Raw genomic sequence first — 14,713 nt, forward strand, 5'->3', positions numbered from 1 at the left:
CATGATCTCCTATGCCGAAGGGCTGCGCACCAGTCGCGCCCAGCTATTGGCCACGGCCATTGATACGGGCACTGGGGCCAGTGCCAAGCTGACCATCTATACCGGCACCAAACCGGCACCAGGGGCGGCTACGACAGACCAGCAGGCTCTGGTGGCGCTGACGTTCAGCCACCCTTGTGCCAAGACGATCCGCGGTGGGGTGCTGACCCTGAAGCCCCTGGCCGAGCAGATGGCCACCGCCAGCGGTGCCCCTACCTGGGGGCGCATTGTTGACCGGGATGGGGCCTTTGTTGCGGATCTCGATGTCGGGGTGCCGGGCAGCGGCGCCGATCTGGAGCTACCCGCTGCGGAGTTTTTTGCCGGTGCGCTGATTCGTATCAATACCGCTACCATCACCGAACCGTAACCGGGGGGCCATATGGCCAGAAAGGATGCCAGCCTAGCGCTGCGTAAGGCTCGCAGCATCAATGGCCAGCTGGAGCTGAACCAGTCCGACGTGGTGCGCCTGGTAGGCATCCTGAATAGTACCAACTTGCCGCCACGCCTGAGTGCGTCACCGGGTCTGGTGCTGTCATCGGTATTGGATGGCGCCCCGCATCGCTCCAGCGCGATGCTGGACGGCTCTGTGGGACTTGATGCGGTGCTTGCCAGCCATACACATGGCCGTGGGGAGCTGGTCGGCGCGTTCGTCATTGAATGCACCATGGCCAGCACATCCCGCGCCCCGCTGCCGGTGATCGCCGGGCAGTATGACCAGAACGTATTCCGGGGCCCTGCCAGTGCAATGGGGGATGAGTGGGAGCGGGCAGATAGCTATTCTCAGCACCTCAGTAGCGAATGGCAGAAGGCAGGTACAGAGCGGGCAAGCAGCCGCTCCCTGTGGCAACAGGCCGCCGCGCATCAGCAGCAGGTGGCTGAGCTGGGCGAGCAGATGCCCCAGACGTTTATGGCCAATCAACAGCGCTTTGCCGAGGGGCTGCCGGTCAGCCAGCAGAACCGCCAGGGCTATGACAGCCTGGCCGCTGGCCATGTGGCGAATCAGTCCCTGTGGGTTGAGGCGGCGCCAGTCGGCAGCTGGCGCCTGGTCGGGTTCACCAACCCGCCGCGCTTTGACCGGGTTTGGCAGGCTGACCAGTGGCAAGAGGGCATCCCTATCGGTAAAGGGGTGGCCGCCCAAGTCTGGCACCACGGCAAGCCGCTGATAGAGGGCTGGCGTGATGGCTGGGACGAGGCCATGTGGCCATCCAAGGGCAAGACGCCGCCGCCAGAACCACCCAAGCCACCCATCCGCCCCGATAAGCGGATGCTGCGGCTGGCGTTCGGGCGCAAGCACGACACGGCAGAGCTGGAGTTCGTTTGGCAGGGCAGTGATGCAGCAATCGTCATTCCAACCCGGAGGGTTTATCTGGTGAGCAATACAGCGAAGATCGTGCGGGTACGCGATGGGCTCGATATCCCTGCCACGGCGGTAAGTATCGAGCTCGATACCGACTCTTGGGCGTGGCAGTTCAGCGCCCAGATCCCCCGTATTGCGGCAGCTGCGTTGACCGATGAGGAAGAGGTCAGCATCCATATCAACGGTCAGCAATGGGACTGCGTGTGCGATGGCTGGCAATCGAGCCAGAGCTTTGACCGCGAGTCGGCAACGCTGACTGGACGCTCGCGTACCGCTTATCTCTCACCGACCCATGTATTGGCACAGGCGGTGAGTGAGCGTGCTGCAGCGACCATGGCCCAGCTGGCGGCCGCCGTATTGCCGGTGGGTTGGACGCTGGATTGGCAAGCGGCTGACTGGTTGGTGCCTGCCGGGTTCTTTAGCCTGGACAACCAGACCCCGATCGAGGTGGTCAGGTACCTGGCCGAGGCGGCCGGTGGTTTTGTGTTGCCACACCAGCGCAACCGCCATCTGGTCATCAAACCGCGTTATCCCACCGTGCCGTGGCAGCTCGATACAGCGCAGGCCGATGTGGCGATCCCCCGCACCATCATTACTACCCTGGGCAGTGACTTCCAGCCGGGTCATGCCGCCAACGGGATCTGGGTGACTGGAGGCCATCAGGGCATCAGTGCGCGGGTGGTTCGCCAGGGGACGGCTGGCGAGCAACAAGGGCCGACCATTACCCACCCGCTGGTATGTGATGTGACGGCCGCCCGTGCCCAGGGGGTGGTGGGGCTGGCCAAGACCATGCCCAAGCGTACCCAGACCATCGAGCTGCCGTTGTCAGCTGATACCGGCTTGATCCTGCCGGGTGCGCTGCTCGCCGTGGACGGTTGGAAGGGTTACAACCGGGGCGTCAGGGTCTCTGCTGCGCTGCAGAACAGGGCCATGACGGTGCGCCAGCAACTGAGTGTGGAGCGATTTGTATGAACCTGTTTAAGCGATTCCTGGAGCTGGTACCGGGTGCTGATCCCTTGCTGGTTGGTACCGTGACCGCAGTCGGTGCCACGACCACCACTATCAGTACGTTGGCCGGTGGAACGGTCACAGTACGGGGCACTGGGGTAACCATCGGCAAGAAGGCGTTTTACAGAGGAGGGGCGCTGGCAGGAGAGGCGCCGGATTTACCGACCTATGAGATAGAGGTTTAATGCCGGTTTAACGGGGTTATCAAACTCAGTGATTCCGGTGCCACCAAGATTGATAAACAGCCGGGTTGGTAGCTTTTCATTTTCCCCGCAAGTCTTTTTCATTTTCGGCGGCGGGCTACACGTGATCCTCTTTGTGCTCTCCAATCTGCTGCACTTCTCGGTCGGCATGTTTATCCTCTCGGCCAATACCTCTCGCTGGCTGTGGCTGCGCAGCCCGGTACTGTGGGCCGCGCTGGCCGGTTTGCTGGTGGCCAACCTGCACATTACGCTGCCGGAATATGTGGTGACCACGGCCTCGCTACTCGGCCAGATCTCGGTGCCCCTGATGCTCTTTGCGCTGGGTATTCGCCTGATGGAGGGAGAACTCGATCACCTGGGCCTCGCGCTCAAGTGCAACCTGCTCTATCTGCTGGCGGGGGGATTGTCGCTGCTGCTGGCGATCTGGCTGTTGCCGCTCAAGACGGAGTGGATCCCGCTGTTGATGTTGTCGGTTTCCTTGCCCCCTGCGGTGTTGAATTACATGCTCTGCGAGCAGTATCACTGTCAGCCGGACAAGGTGGCCAGTATCGTGCTCGGCGGCAATGCCCTCTCTGTGCTGGTGATCCCGCTGGCGGTCTGGCTGGCACTTCATCTGCCCGGCTAAGCCAGACTGCATTGGTGCGACTCACTGGCCAATTGCTTGATCGAACCGAGTCACAGTCGTTCGCATCTCATCCTTGCAGGGGAAAGTTAGCCTATCAGGATCAGCAAGCTGTTCCATGCCATCTCTGTCCATTATTGCCTCCGTGATACATCTGTCGTCCCCGTATCCGGCCCTGAGCCCAAGGGCTAACGGCGACAGCTATAGTATGAAAAAGAGCTGACTGACACTGTTTAACCAATGCCAGTGAGGGAAAGCGGATGAGCACAAGTGAGCAATCTGAGCCTGTGGGGCAGGCAAAATCGCGCTATGACCCGGCATTGCCTACCGGTTATGACTGGCGCAGACACCGCCGTTTTATCCTCAGTGGCGGTGGTTACAAGGCGGAATGTCACCGTCGCAACTGGTTTCTGGAGTTGCTCAACCCCGTGCCCTATGTGGTGGTGCGCGACATAGCCATCGGCGGCATCGGTATTCTGGGGGCAATACGGTTGAAAGAGGGGGATGAGCTGGTGATTGCCATTCCCTCTGGCGAGATGCTGCGCGGTCTGGTCGTGAGATCCCAGCCAGACCCACTCTTTCCCAAACTCTATCGCACCGGTATTCGTCTGCATCGATATCCGACGGCCGAGCTGTTTGCCCGCTGGCAAAGTTACATTCAGCCGCAAGATAAAGCGGATTTCGACCATGAGTGCCAAGTCTTGAAACAGGTACGCGGCGCGTGAGCCAGATGCCATTTCAGTGGCTGTTTTCCCCACCTTCAGCATGATTTTTCGATGGATTCCGCAGATCCGCAGGCTTGGCTGTCCCGAGTTGTTTATCTCACTGCATGTGTTTTCATCTTTATGTTTTTATTGAATTTTATCTGTGCATCTGAAGTCGCGGAGGATGCAGATCATTTTCCCTTTTCGTGATCCTCCCCGAAGTAGTTCCTCCTGATATCCCTTAGTATCTGGCCAGCATGACTCCCTTTAAGGGGAAGATAACAAGAACAAAAAGGAATGATGGATGAGATCCGTGAGCAACCAGTGTCTGTTGATGCAGATCCAGCCGACCATCTTGCGCTTTGCCAAGATGCTGGCGAGTGTGCTGCAGCTTGAGGTCGAGATTGTGGATGCCGATATGGTTCGGGTGGCTGGCACCGGGCCCTATGGCAAGTTCTTCGGACGTCAGCTGGAGGGGGATTCCCGCCTGCTGCGCTATGTGATTGATAACCAGCGGGAGAAGATCGTTACCCACACCAGTGATGATCCCGTGTGTGACGGCTGTACCTGCAAGGAGAGCTGTCGTGAGCGCGCCTTCCTCGGGGTCCCCATCATGGTGGACGAGCGCTGCATCGGGGTGATCAGTCTGGTGGCCTTCAGCGACGAACAGCAGGCGCGCCTCAACAACAATCTGCAGGATGTGTGCGACTATGTGCGCCATATCTCCACCATCTTTGTAGCCAAGTTGCTCGATTCACGCGGGCTGTCGGACGGGGTCAACAAGGTGTTCCTCAATCTGATGACCAACATGGATCAGGGCTGCCTGCTGCTCGATGACAAGAGTCAACTGCTCTACGCCAACGAGGCGGCACTCCATCATCTGGGTTGCCAGCAGGAACAGCTGCAGGGGCGCGAAGTGGGGATCCGCCCGCTCACTTTCTCCCAACAGGGGCTGAGTGGTCATCTTCAGCACATCATCACCTTTGAAGGTCGTCAGGAGCTGATCATCGGCCAGCTACACCATGTGCAGGGCCAGCAGCTCTTTCTGATGGCGTTTCACCAGTCCCACTCCGGTCAGGTTCAGGAGCCGGATCCGGATGTGCGGATCGATCAGCTGATCGGCGAGAGCAAGCCGATGCGCACCCTCAAACGACTGCTGCACCGCATCGCCCAGAGCCCCTCCAGCGTGCTGATTTGCGGCGAGAGCGGCACCGGTAAAGAGGTGGTGGCCCGCGCTGTCCATCGCCTGAGTCCCCGTCAGGACAAGCCTTTTATTGCCATCAACTGTGCCGCCATTCCCGAACAACTGCTGGAGAGCGAGCTGTTTGGTTATGTGAAGGGCTCCTTTACCGGTGCCTCCAGCGGTGGCAAACAGGGCCTGATCCAGGCGGCCCATCAGGGCACCCTGTTCCTTGACGAGATTGGCGACATGCCGCTCACCATGCAGGCCAAGCTGCTGCGGGTGCTGGAGTTGCGGGAGGTGACCCCCATCGGTGCAAGCCGACCGGTGCCGGTGGATATCCGCATCATCGCCGCCACCCACCAGCATCTCGACCAATACATCGCCGAAGGGAAGTTTCGCGAGGATCTCTACTACCGCATCAACGTCATCCCTCTCAACCTGCCGCCGCTGCGGGAGCGGGAAGGGGACGTGGAGCTGCTGACCCACTACTTCCTCAACCTCCACACCAGCCGTATCGGTATCGTCTATCCCGGTCTGGCGCCCGAGGTGATGGCGCTGCTCAAGGGGTATCGCTGGCCGGGCAACGTGCGCGAGCTCAGCAACCTCATCGAATATCTGGTCAACGTCAGCCAGGCGGGCGAGGTGATTGACGCCAGCCTGCTGCCCCCCAACATCATCCGCAATCAGGAGCCCCATCGCGTGGCGGCCCAGTCGATCCCGGTGACCAACCTGGATGCGGCGTTCAATGTGCCTGCCACAGCGCCGCTTTCCGCCACGCCGGAGAAACTGCCTGAACCCGTACCGGGTGAGAGCGGCCTTGAGAGCATGGAAAAACAGATGATTGAAGAGACCCTGCAGCGGCTTGGCAACAAAAAACTGGCCGCACAGGCGCTGGGGATTGGGATTGCCACCCTCTATCGCAAGATAAAGAAGTACGAGATTGCCGTTCAGAGCTGAGGCGCTGGCGGCATCTCTCCGGCCCGTGTCGTTTATCGGATGGCACGGGTTTTTTATGGGAACAAGGTTCTGCGCCATTGCCCGGTCGGTACTGAACGGATTGGCGGGGCAGGGGAGTGGCTGGACAGAATGCAAAAAGCCCGCTCGATGAGCGGGCTTTTTATAATCTGGTGCGTCCTAGTGGATTCGAACCACCGACCCCCACCATGTCAAGGTGATGCTCTAACCAGCTGAGCTAAGGACGCAGGGTGCGCAATGCGGCTTTTATTTCTTTATGCAGGAGTGGTGGGTTTAATTGGATTCGAACCAACGACCCCTACCATGTCAAGGTAGTGCTCTAACCAACTGAGCTATAAACCCATATCTGCATTTCTTTCAAACTGAATGGTGCGTCCTAGTGGATTCGAACCACCGACCCCCACCATGTCAAGGTGATGCTCTAACCAGCTGAGCTAAGGACGCATAATCAGTGTTCTGTGATGGTGCGTCCTAGTGGATTCGAACCACCGACCCCCACCATGTCAAGGTGGTGCTCTAACCAGCTGAGCTAAGGACGCATCACAGAAAAGTGGTGGGTTTAATTGGATTCGAACCAACGACCCCTACCATGTCAAGGTAGTGCTCTAACCAACTGAGCTATAAACCCACTTTCTCTTACTTCACTACGCCAGCGCTGCTGACGTGGTCGGCATACTACCCATGCCCCCCAAGGCTGTCAACAGGCCATGTGCACAAAGGAGACTGTTTGCCCAGTTCTTGCGCAGCCTGTTGATTTTGCAGGCGAGTTGTCGCTTGCCAAGCCCTGTTACTGAGATCGCGACAGGGTAGTGCAGGCTTCCGGAGTGGCAAAACGGCCATAGATGTAGCGCAATCTCGCCCCCAGCATCAGGGCCGCACTGGTGAGGCCGACGATAAAGCCGATCCAGAAACCCTGCGGCCCCATCCGCGGTACCAACCAGTCGGTCAGACCCAGGATCATGCCGGTTGGCAGCCCCAGTCCCCAGTAGGCGACGATGGTGACGTAGAAGATCGCTTGAGTATCCTTGTAACCGCGCAGTGCGGCGGCCGCGACCACCTGCACCGAGTCGGAGATTTGATAGATGGCGGCGAAGAACAGCAAGATGGCCGCCAGGACGATCACCTGCTGATCATCGGTATAGATGGAGGCGATCTGTTCGCGCAGCAGCACCGTCATGGCGGCAGTGGCAGCGGCGATGGCCATCCCCAGCATCAAGCCGGTGCGAGCAGCTACCCGGGCGTGATGGGGCAGCCCTTCACCGATACTATGGCCAACCCGGATGGTGACACCCACCCCGATGGAGAGGGGTAGCATAAAGACCAGGCTGGAGAAGTTGAGCGCAATCTGGTGGCTCGCCACCGTCTCGGCACCGAAGGGGGCCAGCATCAGGGCCACCACGGTAAACAGGGTCACCTCGCAGAAGATCGCCATGGCGATGGGGAACCCTAAGCGGAACAAGCGCCAGATCCGGCTGCCGTTGGGGCGAGCCAGCTGGGAGAAGAGCCGGATCTCGGTGAAGTGACGGGAGAGCTTCACATAGAGGATCATCGCCAGCAGCATGGCCCACAGCACGATGGCCGTGGCCACGCCACAACCCACCCCGCCCAGTTTCGGCATGCCGAAGTGGCCGTGAATGAAGATGTAATTGGCGGGAATATTGACCGCCAGCCCGACAAAGCCGATCACCATGGTAGGCATAGTGTGGGAGAGCCCCTCACTCAAGTTGCGCAGCACCTGGAACAGCACGAACGCGGGCAGGCCCCACAGGATGGCGTGCAGATAGCCGGTGGTCTTGGCCGCCATCACTGGCTCCACATCCATGAACTGCAACGCCAGCGGGCTGTAATAAAGCGCAATCATCGCCAGCGGGGTGACGATCAGTGCCAGCCAGAAACCCTGATGAACGGCCGGGCGAATTGCCTCCCGTTTACGGGCGCCATTGAGTTGGGAGACGATGGGGGTGAGCGCCATGATGATCCCCTGCACCAGCAGGATCACCGGTAGCCAGAAGCTGGACGCCACCGACACGGCTGCCAGATCGACTGCACTCACCTGACCCGCCATCACGGTATCGACGAAGTTCATGGCGACCTGGGCCACCTGGGCGACCAGAATGGGGCTGGCTAGACGGACGAGCTGCTTCGCCTCGGACCAATAACGTTGCACTGACACCTCCGAGTGGATCAGATAAGAGTAAAAAAGAGCGGAAATCGGGAAGAGCCTTTGCACTTTCGGACGAAAGTGCAAAGGGTGGGGGAGGCATTCTAGCCTGAAATTCAGCCAGGACGAAATAGTTGCCACCCCAAGGGGCAGGATCAAGCGTCTTCGTGATCGCTGATCAGCAGGTTGGCAGCGGCATAGGCGGCCTGTTCACGCAGTTCGGCGGGTACCCGCTCATCGGCGGCGACCGCGTTGAGGGCACGGATAGTAGCGGCGATGGCGTTTGGCACATAGCCCTGCTCGCCGGAGCCAATCTGGTTATAGGCGATACGGATCGCTTCACAGCACTCATAAACCATCATGATTTGCTTCCTTGAAAGTAAAAAGGCGAGCAAATATAGCGGTTTTGCTCCCATTTTGTCAGTCTCGCGGTTGTAATTTGCGGCAAGCCCGTTAGTTTGGTTACCCCCTTTTCCTGTTTCGGCCTCTTTGATGCTGTTCTCTTCGCGCAACTCACTGGCGATCTTTCTGACGCTGTTTGCACTTCTCGCCCTGACGCTTAAGGATGGCGCGGACAAATATCTGGTACTCCATGGCTACTCCGTGATGGAGATGGTTTGGTTTCGCTTCTTTGTTCCTTTCCTCGGTCTGCTGCTGTTGTTGCCAAGGCGCACCATGTCGGCGCTGCTGGCGGTGGATCGCTGGCTATTGTTGCGCTCGCTGCTGTTTCTGGTCTGTGCGCTGGTCTCGGTTATTGCGCTGGCCCATGTACCACTCAACGTCTACACCATCATATGCCAGCTTGGTTCGCTGGCCTTCGTGGTGGCGGGCGTGATCTTTTTCAGGGAGCGTCTGACCCGGACCAAGGTGGCGGCCGTGCTGTTGGGGTTGTTTGGCGTGCTGGTGGTGACCCATCCTGACGGGGGCGACGCGAACCTCTACTATCTGCTGCCACTGGTCATTGTACTGGCCAACACCGGCTACAACCTCATCACCAAGCTGGTGGATCCACGTTTGACCACCCTCGATATCCTGATCGTCACCTGCTTCATGCTGGGGATGGTGGCAATGGTCGCACTCTGCTGGCAGCCTGCACTGTGGCGCTACCCTAGGCTTGCTGACTTGCCCTATCTGCTGGCGCTACCAGTGGTGACCCTGCTCTCCCAATATTGCCTTATCAAGGCGATGCAGTATGCGCAGGCCTCTACTCTGGCGCCCTTCTTCTATTTTCAGATCTTTTTTTCTACCCTCTGCGGCTATCTGATGTTTGGTGAAATGCCGACCCTCAGTAGTATGGCGGGGTGTCTGCTCATCGTGCTGGCTGGCATAGTGGTCATTCATTCCCAGCGCCGGGCTCGAGTGCTGGCGCGGTCTGAGGCGGCGGAGCAGGTGTGACAGTTTGTACGAAACGAATTGTGTAAAAAACGGATTATGTAAAAGAAGCGGCCACAGGCCGCGATAAAAAACAGAGCGTGTTACCAGAAACAAAGAGGTGATGATGTTTACCGGAATTGTGCAAGGTGTGGCCGAGCTGGTCGCCATCGAAGAGAATGCTTCATTTCGTACCCACGTGATCCGCATGCCCAGCCGGGAGTGGGGCGAGGGATTGGCTCTGGGTGCCTCGGTGGCTCACAACGGCTGCTGCCTGACCGTTACCCGGGTTGAGGGGGATCTGGTCAGCTTCGATTTGATGCAGGAGACCCTGCGCCTGACCAACCTCGGCAAGCTGCAGGTGGGGGACAAGGTCAATGTGGAGCGGGCTGCCCGCTTTGGCGACGAGATCGGCGGTCATGCCATGTCTGGCCACATTATCGGCATGGCGGAAGTGACCTCGGTGATCGACACCCCCAACAACTGTCAGGTGTGGTATCGCCTCGCCCCCGAGCTGATGAAATATGTGCTGACCAAGGGGTATATCGGCATCGACGGCATCAGCCTGACCATCGGCGAGGTGCGCGAGCGGGAGTTTTGCGTTCACCTGATCCCTGAGACCCTGGCCCGCACCAACCTGGGTTGGGTCAAGGCTGGCTGGCAGACCAATATCGAGATCGATCCCCAGACCCAGGCCATCGTCGATACCGTGGAGCGGGTGTTGGCGGCACGCGCGGGTCACTGAAAGGAAACGGCTCGGTTTCAATCGCCTCATAAGCAAGGGCCTGCAGTGTGCAGGCCCTTGTTTTTTACATGGTGAAAATATCCACTCAACCTTCTATGACTCGCAGTCACAACATCTGCTCAGCTCTTTGCGACTTGCAGGCAAAACAGCTGCTCGGCCTTTTGTGACTCGCAATCAAAACAGTTGCTCGTCGTCGGCATCCACAAAGAGTTGCAGGCAGTCGCGAGCTTCGTCGCGGTGAAGCCGCAGGTGGATCGGATTGCAACAGGCCATGCAATCTTCGTAAAACTCCTGATCACCCTGGCTGGCATCCAGCTCGACCCGGGTATGGTGGCCGCAGTGGGGGCAGACGATGCGCTTGCTGGTGTACTCGATCATGATAACCTCCTCGGGCCCTGAGGCCGCCTATCTACCCTGATTCTAGTCGGGCTGCAGGGGGTTAACCGCGAGCAAACGCACGTTTATGACAGAGATCAAGCCTGAGCGATGGCAAGGTGCAACCGGTTGGACTGGTCGTGTGCGAGAAGAACAATCTGGTTGTGAATGACGAGTGAAAAGGAGGGGATTGCCAATAGTTGTTTGGCAATCACAGGGGGCTGGAGCCCCCCGCGAGTATGAGAATGCGAGCGCAACAAGACGCCGATTGGCGCTACTTGACCCAGCTGGCCAACATGTCGGCATTGAGTTCGGCCAGCGAGCCGAGCTGGTAGTTGGCGATGGCCAAACGCGGGTCACCCACCAGCGCCGGATCCGGCACGATCAGCGCCTTCATCGAGGCCGCCTTGGCCGCCAGCAGGCCGGTAAAGCTGTCTTCGATGGCCAGACAATGAACCGGCTCAACCCCCAGTTTCTCGGCGGCGTGGATATAGACATCCGGGTGCGGTTTGCCGAAACGCTCCACCTCTGCGGAGTGCACCGCCATAAAGCGATCGCGAATGCCAAGTTTGCCGAGCACCGCTTCTACCATCGCAAAGGGGGAGGAGGTGGCCAGACCCACTTTCAGGCCGCGGGCTTCGATAAGGTCGAGCGCCTCCAGCACACCGGCTTTGGCCTGACCTTCGGAGAGGATCAGGGCGTTGACCTGATCCAGAATGCGCTGTACCACCTCTTCCTGAGTCGGGCCGCTCCACGGGCGCAGGCGATACCAGTGGGCGACCAGCTGATCGATGCGCACGCCGATGGTCGATTCACAATCCTCGACGGTGTGGGGGTGACCCAGTTCGGAGAAAACGGCGATTTGGGCCCGTTGCCAAAAGGGTTCCGAGTCGATCAGAACACCATCCATATCGAAGATCACGGCAGCTAACATCTTGTACTCCTGACAAATTTGAAGAGGGGATTATAAGCCTGACGAGGAAATGCAAAAGGGGCATTGCCATGCCCCTTGCGCCCGATCACATCAGCAAACGTTTGTTTTGCTGTGGCAAAAAAGCCCTTAGAACAGCACCTCGACCTTGGCGGCCACGGCTTTGGCTTTCTCTACCGCATCCTGGCAATCCGCTGCGCGGGCCAGCGCCACGCCAAGACGGCGGCGACCGGCGATCTCCGGTTTGCCAAACAGCCGCAGCTGGGCGCCCGGCACCAGCGCCAATGCCTCACCAATCCCCTGATAGCGGATATTCTGGCTGTGCCCTTCGTGCAGTACCACGGCGGAGGCGCTCGGCCCGTACTGGGTGATGGTGCCGACCGGCAGCCCCAGAATGGCGCGTACATGCAGGGCGAACTCGGAGAGATCTTGGGAAATCAGGGTCACCATGCCGGTATCGTGGGGGCGGGGGGAGACTTCGCTGAACCACACCTCATCGCCCCTGATAAAGAGCTCGACCCCGAACAGGCCGTAACCGCCCAGCGCCTCGACCACCTTGGCCGCTACCTCTTTGGATCGGGCCAGCGCCAGCTCGCTCATCACTTGTGGCTGCCAGGATTCGCGGTAGTCGCCATCTTCCTGCCGGTGGCCGATCGGCTCGCAGAAGTGAATGCCATCGACGGCGCGTACCGTGAGCAGGGTGATCTCGTACTCGAAGGGAACGAAGCCCTCGACGATCACCTTGCCACGACCGGCGCGGCCGCCTTCCTGGGCGTAGGTCCAGCTCTCATCCAGCTTGGTGAGATCGCGCAGCACGCTCTGTCCCTTGCCGGACGAACTCATCACAGGTTTCACCACGCAGGGCAGGCCGATAGCCTCGACGGCGGCGACAAACTCCTCTTTGCTTTGGGCAAAGCGGTAGGGTGAGGTGGGCAGACCCAGGGTCTCGGCGGCGAGGCGGCGGATCCCTTCCCGGTTCATGGTGAGCTGGGTAGCGCGGGCGTTGGGCACTACCTTGACCCCTTCTTGCTCAAGGGCAGCCAGGGTATCGGTGGCAATCGCTTCAATCTCGGGGATGATGAGGTCGGGTTTAACCTCGGCGACCAGGGCACGCAGGGCGTTGCCATCGAGCATGTCCAGCACGTGGGCAGCGTGGGCCACCTGCATGGCGGGGGCATTGGGGTAGCGGTCGGCGGCGATCACTTCGATCCCGAACCGTTGCAACTCGATGGCGACCTCCTTGCCAAGTTCGCCGGAGCCCAGCAGCAGGGCACGGGTGGCGCCGGGGCGGGTTGCGGTTCCAAACATACGATCTCTCCTGATGTCAATGGTCATTGTTGATGATCGCTATTACACAAATAGCGGACAAAAAAAGAGGCACGCATGGCGTACCTCAGGAAACGGGTTTGTGAGCGCGCTGCTCCAGATGGGTCAGCAAGGTAATAGCGCCAATGATGATGGCGGCGCCAAGCCACAGACGGCCGGGGGGCGCCCAGCCAAAGACCAGCCAGCCCGCCAGCACGTTCATCGGCAGCTTGGCAAAATCGAAAGGTTGTACGAAGGAGGCCTCCGCCACGCTGTAAGCGCGGGCGATGGACATCTGGGCCAGTGCCGTCAGCACGCCGGAAGCGGCTACCAGCAGCCACTGGTTCTCGCTTGGCCACTGCCACTCCGGCAGGGCCAGCATGACGTTGAACGGGGTACTGAAGATAAGCAGATACACCACTATGGTGTGGGATGATTCGTTGGCTGCCTGATAGCGCACCATCAGGGAGTAGCCGGCCCAGAACAGCGCCGCTGCCACCGGCAGCAGGGAGGCCCAGTTGAATTCGTCAGTCCAGGGGGCGAGGATCAGCATGGCGCCGGCAAAGCCCGCCAGGGTGGCCAGAATGCGGGCGCGGCTCACCTGCTCCTTGAGCAGCAGGGCGGAACCCAGGGTGGCAAACAGCGGCGAGGTCATCAGCAGGGCGATCCCCTGCCAGATGGGTACAGGGTACGCCAGTGCCCAGAGCCAGAGCTGGATGCCGATCACCGCCAGCAATACCCGCAACAGGTGCAACCGGAACTGATTGGTCATCAGGGAGTGGCGCAAGCCATGGCGAACCAGCCAGGGCAGCAGGCAGATCAGGGCGATCAGGTATTGATGGAAGGCGACCTGGGTAGAGGCAAGGCCGAGTTTGAAGCTGACATACTGGCTCAGGCTGTTGACGGCGGCGAAGCAGAGTCCTGCCACCATCATCCAGACTGCACCGGCCAAAGGAGAGTGCCTGCGCGAGGGTATCATGGGATCCGGGTCGCTGGAAAAAAGTGCGGCGGATCATAACGGCAATCGTTTGTTCTGCCAAGGGTTGAAGCGCGGCCGCAGGGTTGGCTGGCGAGGAAGTGGCCTTGCATCAAAAAATTTGAACAAGTTGAGCATCTATTTTCGCTATCAGCAAATAAGCACAATGTTTAGAGTGACCTCCATCGACAGCAAGGCTGTTCAACCGACAACCAAATGGAGTTTCACCATGGCCAATATCCTCGTACTCAAATCCAGCATCCTGGGTCAATATTCCCAATCCAACGCCCTGATCGACGGCTTCCTGGTTGACCATCAGGATGATGTCGTCACCGTGCGTGATCTGGCAGCACTCAACCTGCCGGTGCTGGATGGCGAGCTGGCCTCCGGCCTGCGCGGTGGTGATAACCTGAGCGAGCGTCAGTTGGCGGTGATCGCCCAGTCCGACGAGCTGATCGCCGAACTCAAAGCGAGCGACTTGGTGGTGATTGCGGCCCCCATGTACAACTTCAACATCCCGACCCAGCTGAAAAACTGGATCGATCTGGTGGCTCGCGCTGGCGTCACCTTCCGCTATACCGAGACCGGTCCGGTCGGTATGGTTGACCTAGATTCTACGTCAGTACTTCAAAAAGCATAATCAAAGCCTTGATAAATATGCATTCCTTCGAAATTCAGCTTTCACCCATTGGGTGAAAGAAAAGTGCTCAAAAATATGTTAAATTATCAGCTTTTATGACTCGATATATGGTAAAATA

General features: G+C 59.1%; 13 protein-coding genes, 5 tRNA genes and 2 pseudogenes. 9 read left to right on the forward strand and 11 right to left on the reverse strand.

What is annotated here, in order from left to right; all coding sequences use genetic code 11:
* The first annotated feature begins 1 nt into the window (after position 1).
* The 6 genes and pseudogenes from ACTG2W_RS01555 to ACTG2W_RS01580 all read left to right on the forward strand — a co-directional run bounded on the left by ACTG2W_RS01555 (position 2) and on the right by ACTG2W_RS01580 (position 6,073).
* A complete protein-coding gene (locus ACTG2W_RS01555) occupies positions 2 to 406 on the forward strand; it encodes a hypothetical protein (RefSeq protein WP_421307964.1) in 405 nt (134 codons plus the stop codon).
* Positions 407 to 418: 12 nt separating this feature from the next.
* On the forward strand, positions 419 to 2,368 hold the full coding sequence (locus tag ACTG2W_RS01560; RefSeq protein ID WP_421307966.1) for a hypothetical protein: 1,950 nt from the start codon (positions 419 to 421) through the stop codon (positions 2,366 to 2,368).
* Positions 2,365 to 2,589: a hypothetical protein gene (locus ACTG2W_RS01565; protein ID WP_106843625.1), complete on the forward strand. Its 225-nt coding sequence runs from the start codon at positions 2,365 to 2,367 to the stop codon at positions 2,587 to 2,589. The genes ACTG2W_RS01560 and ACTG2W_RS01565 overlap by 4 nt, the downstream gene beginning before the upstream one ends.
* Positions 2,590 to 2,701: 112 nt before the next feature.
* A pseudogene (locus ACTG2W_RS01570) lies at positions 2,702 to 3,232 on the forward strand (AEC family transporter); the annotation flags it as partial.
* A gap of 257 nt (positions 3,233 to 3,489) precedes the next feature.
* A complete protein-coding gene (locus ACTG2W_RS01575) occupies positions 3,490 to 3,954 on the forward strand; it encodes a hypothetical protein (protein WP_106843626.1) in 465 nt (154 codons plus the stop codon).
* Positions 3,955 to 4,237: 283 nt separating this feature from the next.
* Positions 4,238 to 6,073: a sigma 54-interacting transcriptional regulator gene (locus tag ACTG2W_RS01580; protein WP_106843627.1), complete on the forward strand. Its 1,836-nt coding sequence runs from the start codon at positions 4,238 to 4,240 to the stop codon at positions 6,071 to 6,073.
* A gap of 168 nt (positions 6,074 to 6,241) precedes the next feature.
* Here the strand turns inward: ACTG2W_RS01580 and ACTG2W_RS01585 are convergent.
* The 7 genes from ACTG2W_RS01585 to ACTG2W_RS01615 all read right to left on the reverse strand — a co-directional run bounded on the left by ACTG2W_RS01585 (position 6,242) and on the right by ACTG2W_RS01615 (position 8,614).
* Positions 6,242 to 6,318, reverse strand: a tRNA-Val gene (locus ACTG2W_RS01585).
* A 38-nt stretch (positions 6,319 to 6,356) separates the two neighbouring features.
* Positions 6,357 to 6,433: transfer RNA gene (locus tag ACTG2W_RS01590), tRNA-Val, on the reverse strand.
* 25 nt (positions 6,434 to 6,458) lie between these two features.
* A tRNA-Val gene (locus ACTG2W_RS01595) sits at positions 6,459 to 6,535 on the reverse strand.
* Positions 6,536 to 6,553: 18 nt separating this feature from the next.
* Positions 6,554 to 6,630 (reverse strand) — tRNA-Val (locus tag ACTG2W_RS01600).
* A 12-nt stretch (positions 6,631 to 6,642) separates the two neighbouring features.
* Positions 6,643 to 6,719, reverse strand: a tRNA-Val gene (locus tag ACTG2W_RS01605).
* 159 nt (positions 6,720 to 6,878) lie between these two features.
* Complete coding sequence (locus tag ACTG2W_RS01610; RefSeq protein ID WP_440016000.1) at positions 6,879 to 8,258, reverse strand: MATE family efflux transporter; 1,380 nt, start codon at positions 8,256 to 8,258, stop codon at positions 6,879 to 6,881.
* A gap of 149 nt (positions 8,259 to 8,407) precedes the next feature.
* On the reverse strand, positions 8,408 to 8,614 hold the full coding sequence (locus ACTG2W_RS01615) for a YaeP family protein (protein ID WP_005336882.1): 207 nt from the start codon (positions 8,612 to 8,614) through the stop codon (positions 8,408 to 8,410).
* 130 nt (positions 8,615 to 8,744) lie between these two features.
* Here ACTG2W_RS01615 and ACTG2W_RS01620 point away from each other — a divergent pair, with 130 nt between their 5' ends.
* Complete coding sequence (locus ACTG2W_RS01620; RefSeq protein WP_440016001.1) at positions 8,745 to 9,647, forward strand: DMT family transporter; 903 nt, start codon at positions 8,745 to 8,747, stop codon at positions 9,645 to 9,647.
* Positions 9,648 to 9,750: 103 nt separating this feature from the next.
* The gene (locus ACTG2W_RS01625; RefSeq protein ID WP_440016002.1) at positions 9,751 to 10,368 is read left to right on the forward strand and encodes a riboflavin synthase subunit alpha; all 618 of its coding nucleotides are present in this window, start codon (positions 9,751 to 9,753) and stop codon (positions 10,366 to 10,368) included.
* Between the two features lie 174 nt (positions 10,369 to 10,542).
* Here the strand turns inward: ACTG2W_RS01625 and ACTG2W_RS01630 are convergent, their stop codons facing one another.
* The 4 genes from ACTG2W_RS01630 to ACTG2W_RS01645 form a co-directional block, all read right to left on the reverse strand.
* Positions 10,543 to 10,746 carry a CPXCG motif-containing cysteine-rich protein gene (locus tag ACTG2W_RS01630; protein ID WP_005336871.1) on the reverse strand — a complete coding sequence of 68 codons (204 nt, stop codon included), beginning with the start codon at positions 10,744 to 10,746 and terminating at the stop codon, positions 10,543 to 10,545.
* A gap of 271 nt (positions 10,747 to 11,017) precedes the next feature.
* Positions 11,018 to 11,677 (reverse strand): hexitol phosphatase HxpB, encoded by a 660-nt coding sequence (hxpB, locus tag ACTG2W_RS01635; protein WP_440016003.1) that lies wholly within the window; start codon positions 11,675 to 11,677, stop codon positions 11,018 to 11,020.
* Between the two features lie 126 nt (positions 11,678 to 11,803).
* Positions 11,804 to 12,982, reverse strand: a complete 1,179-nt coding sequence (purT, locus tag ACTG2W_RS01640) for a formate-dependent phosphoribosylglycinamide formyltransferase (RefSeq protein WP_440016004.1) — start codon at positions 12,980 to 12,982, stop codon at positions 11,804 to 11,806.
* An 85-nt stretch (positions 12,983 to 13,067) separates the two neighbouring features.
* The gene (locus tag ACTG2W_RS01645; RefSeq protein ID WP_440016005.1) at positions 13,068 to 13,958 is read right to left on the reverse strand and encodes a DMT family transporter; all 891 of its coding nucleotides are present in this window, start codon (positions 13,956 to 13,958) and stop codon (positions 13,068 to 13,070) included.
* A 226-nt stretch (positions 13,959 to 14,184) separates the two neighbouring features.
* Here ACTG2W_RS01645 and ACTG2W_RS01650 point away from each other — a divergent pair.
* Positions 14,185 to 14,562, forward strand: a pseudogene (locus ACTG2W_RS01650) (NAD(P)H-dependent oxidoreductase); the annotation flags it as partial.
* Positions 14,563 to 14,713: the final 151 nt, after the last annotated feature.

The sequence above is a fragment of the Aeromonas sp. 96A genome, assembly GCF_051919165.1.
GTDB lineage: Bacteria > Pseudomonadota > Gammaproteobacteria > Enterobacterales > Aeromonadaceae > Aeromonas > Aeromonas veronii.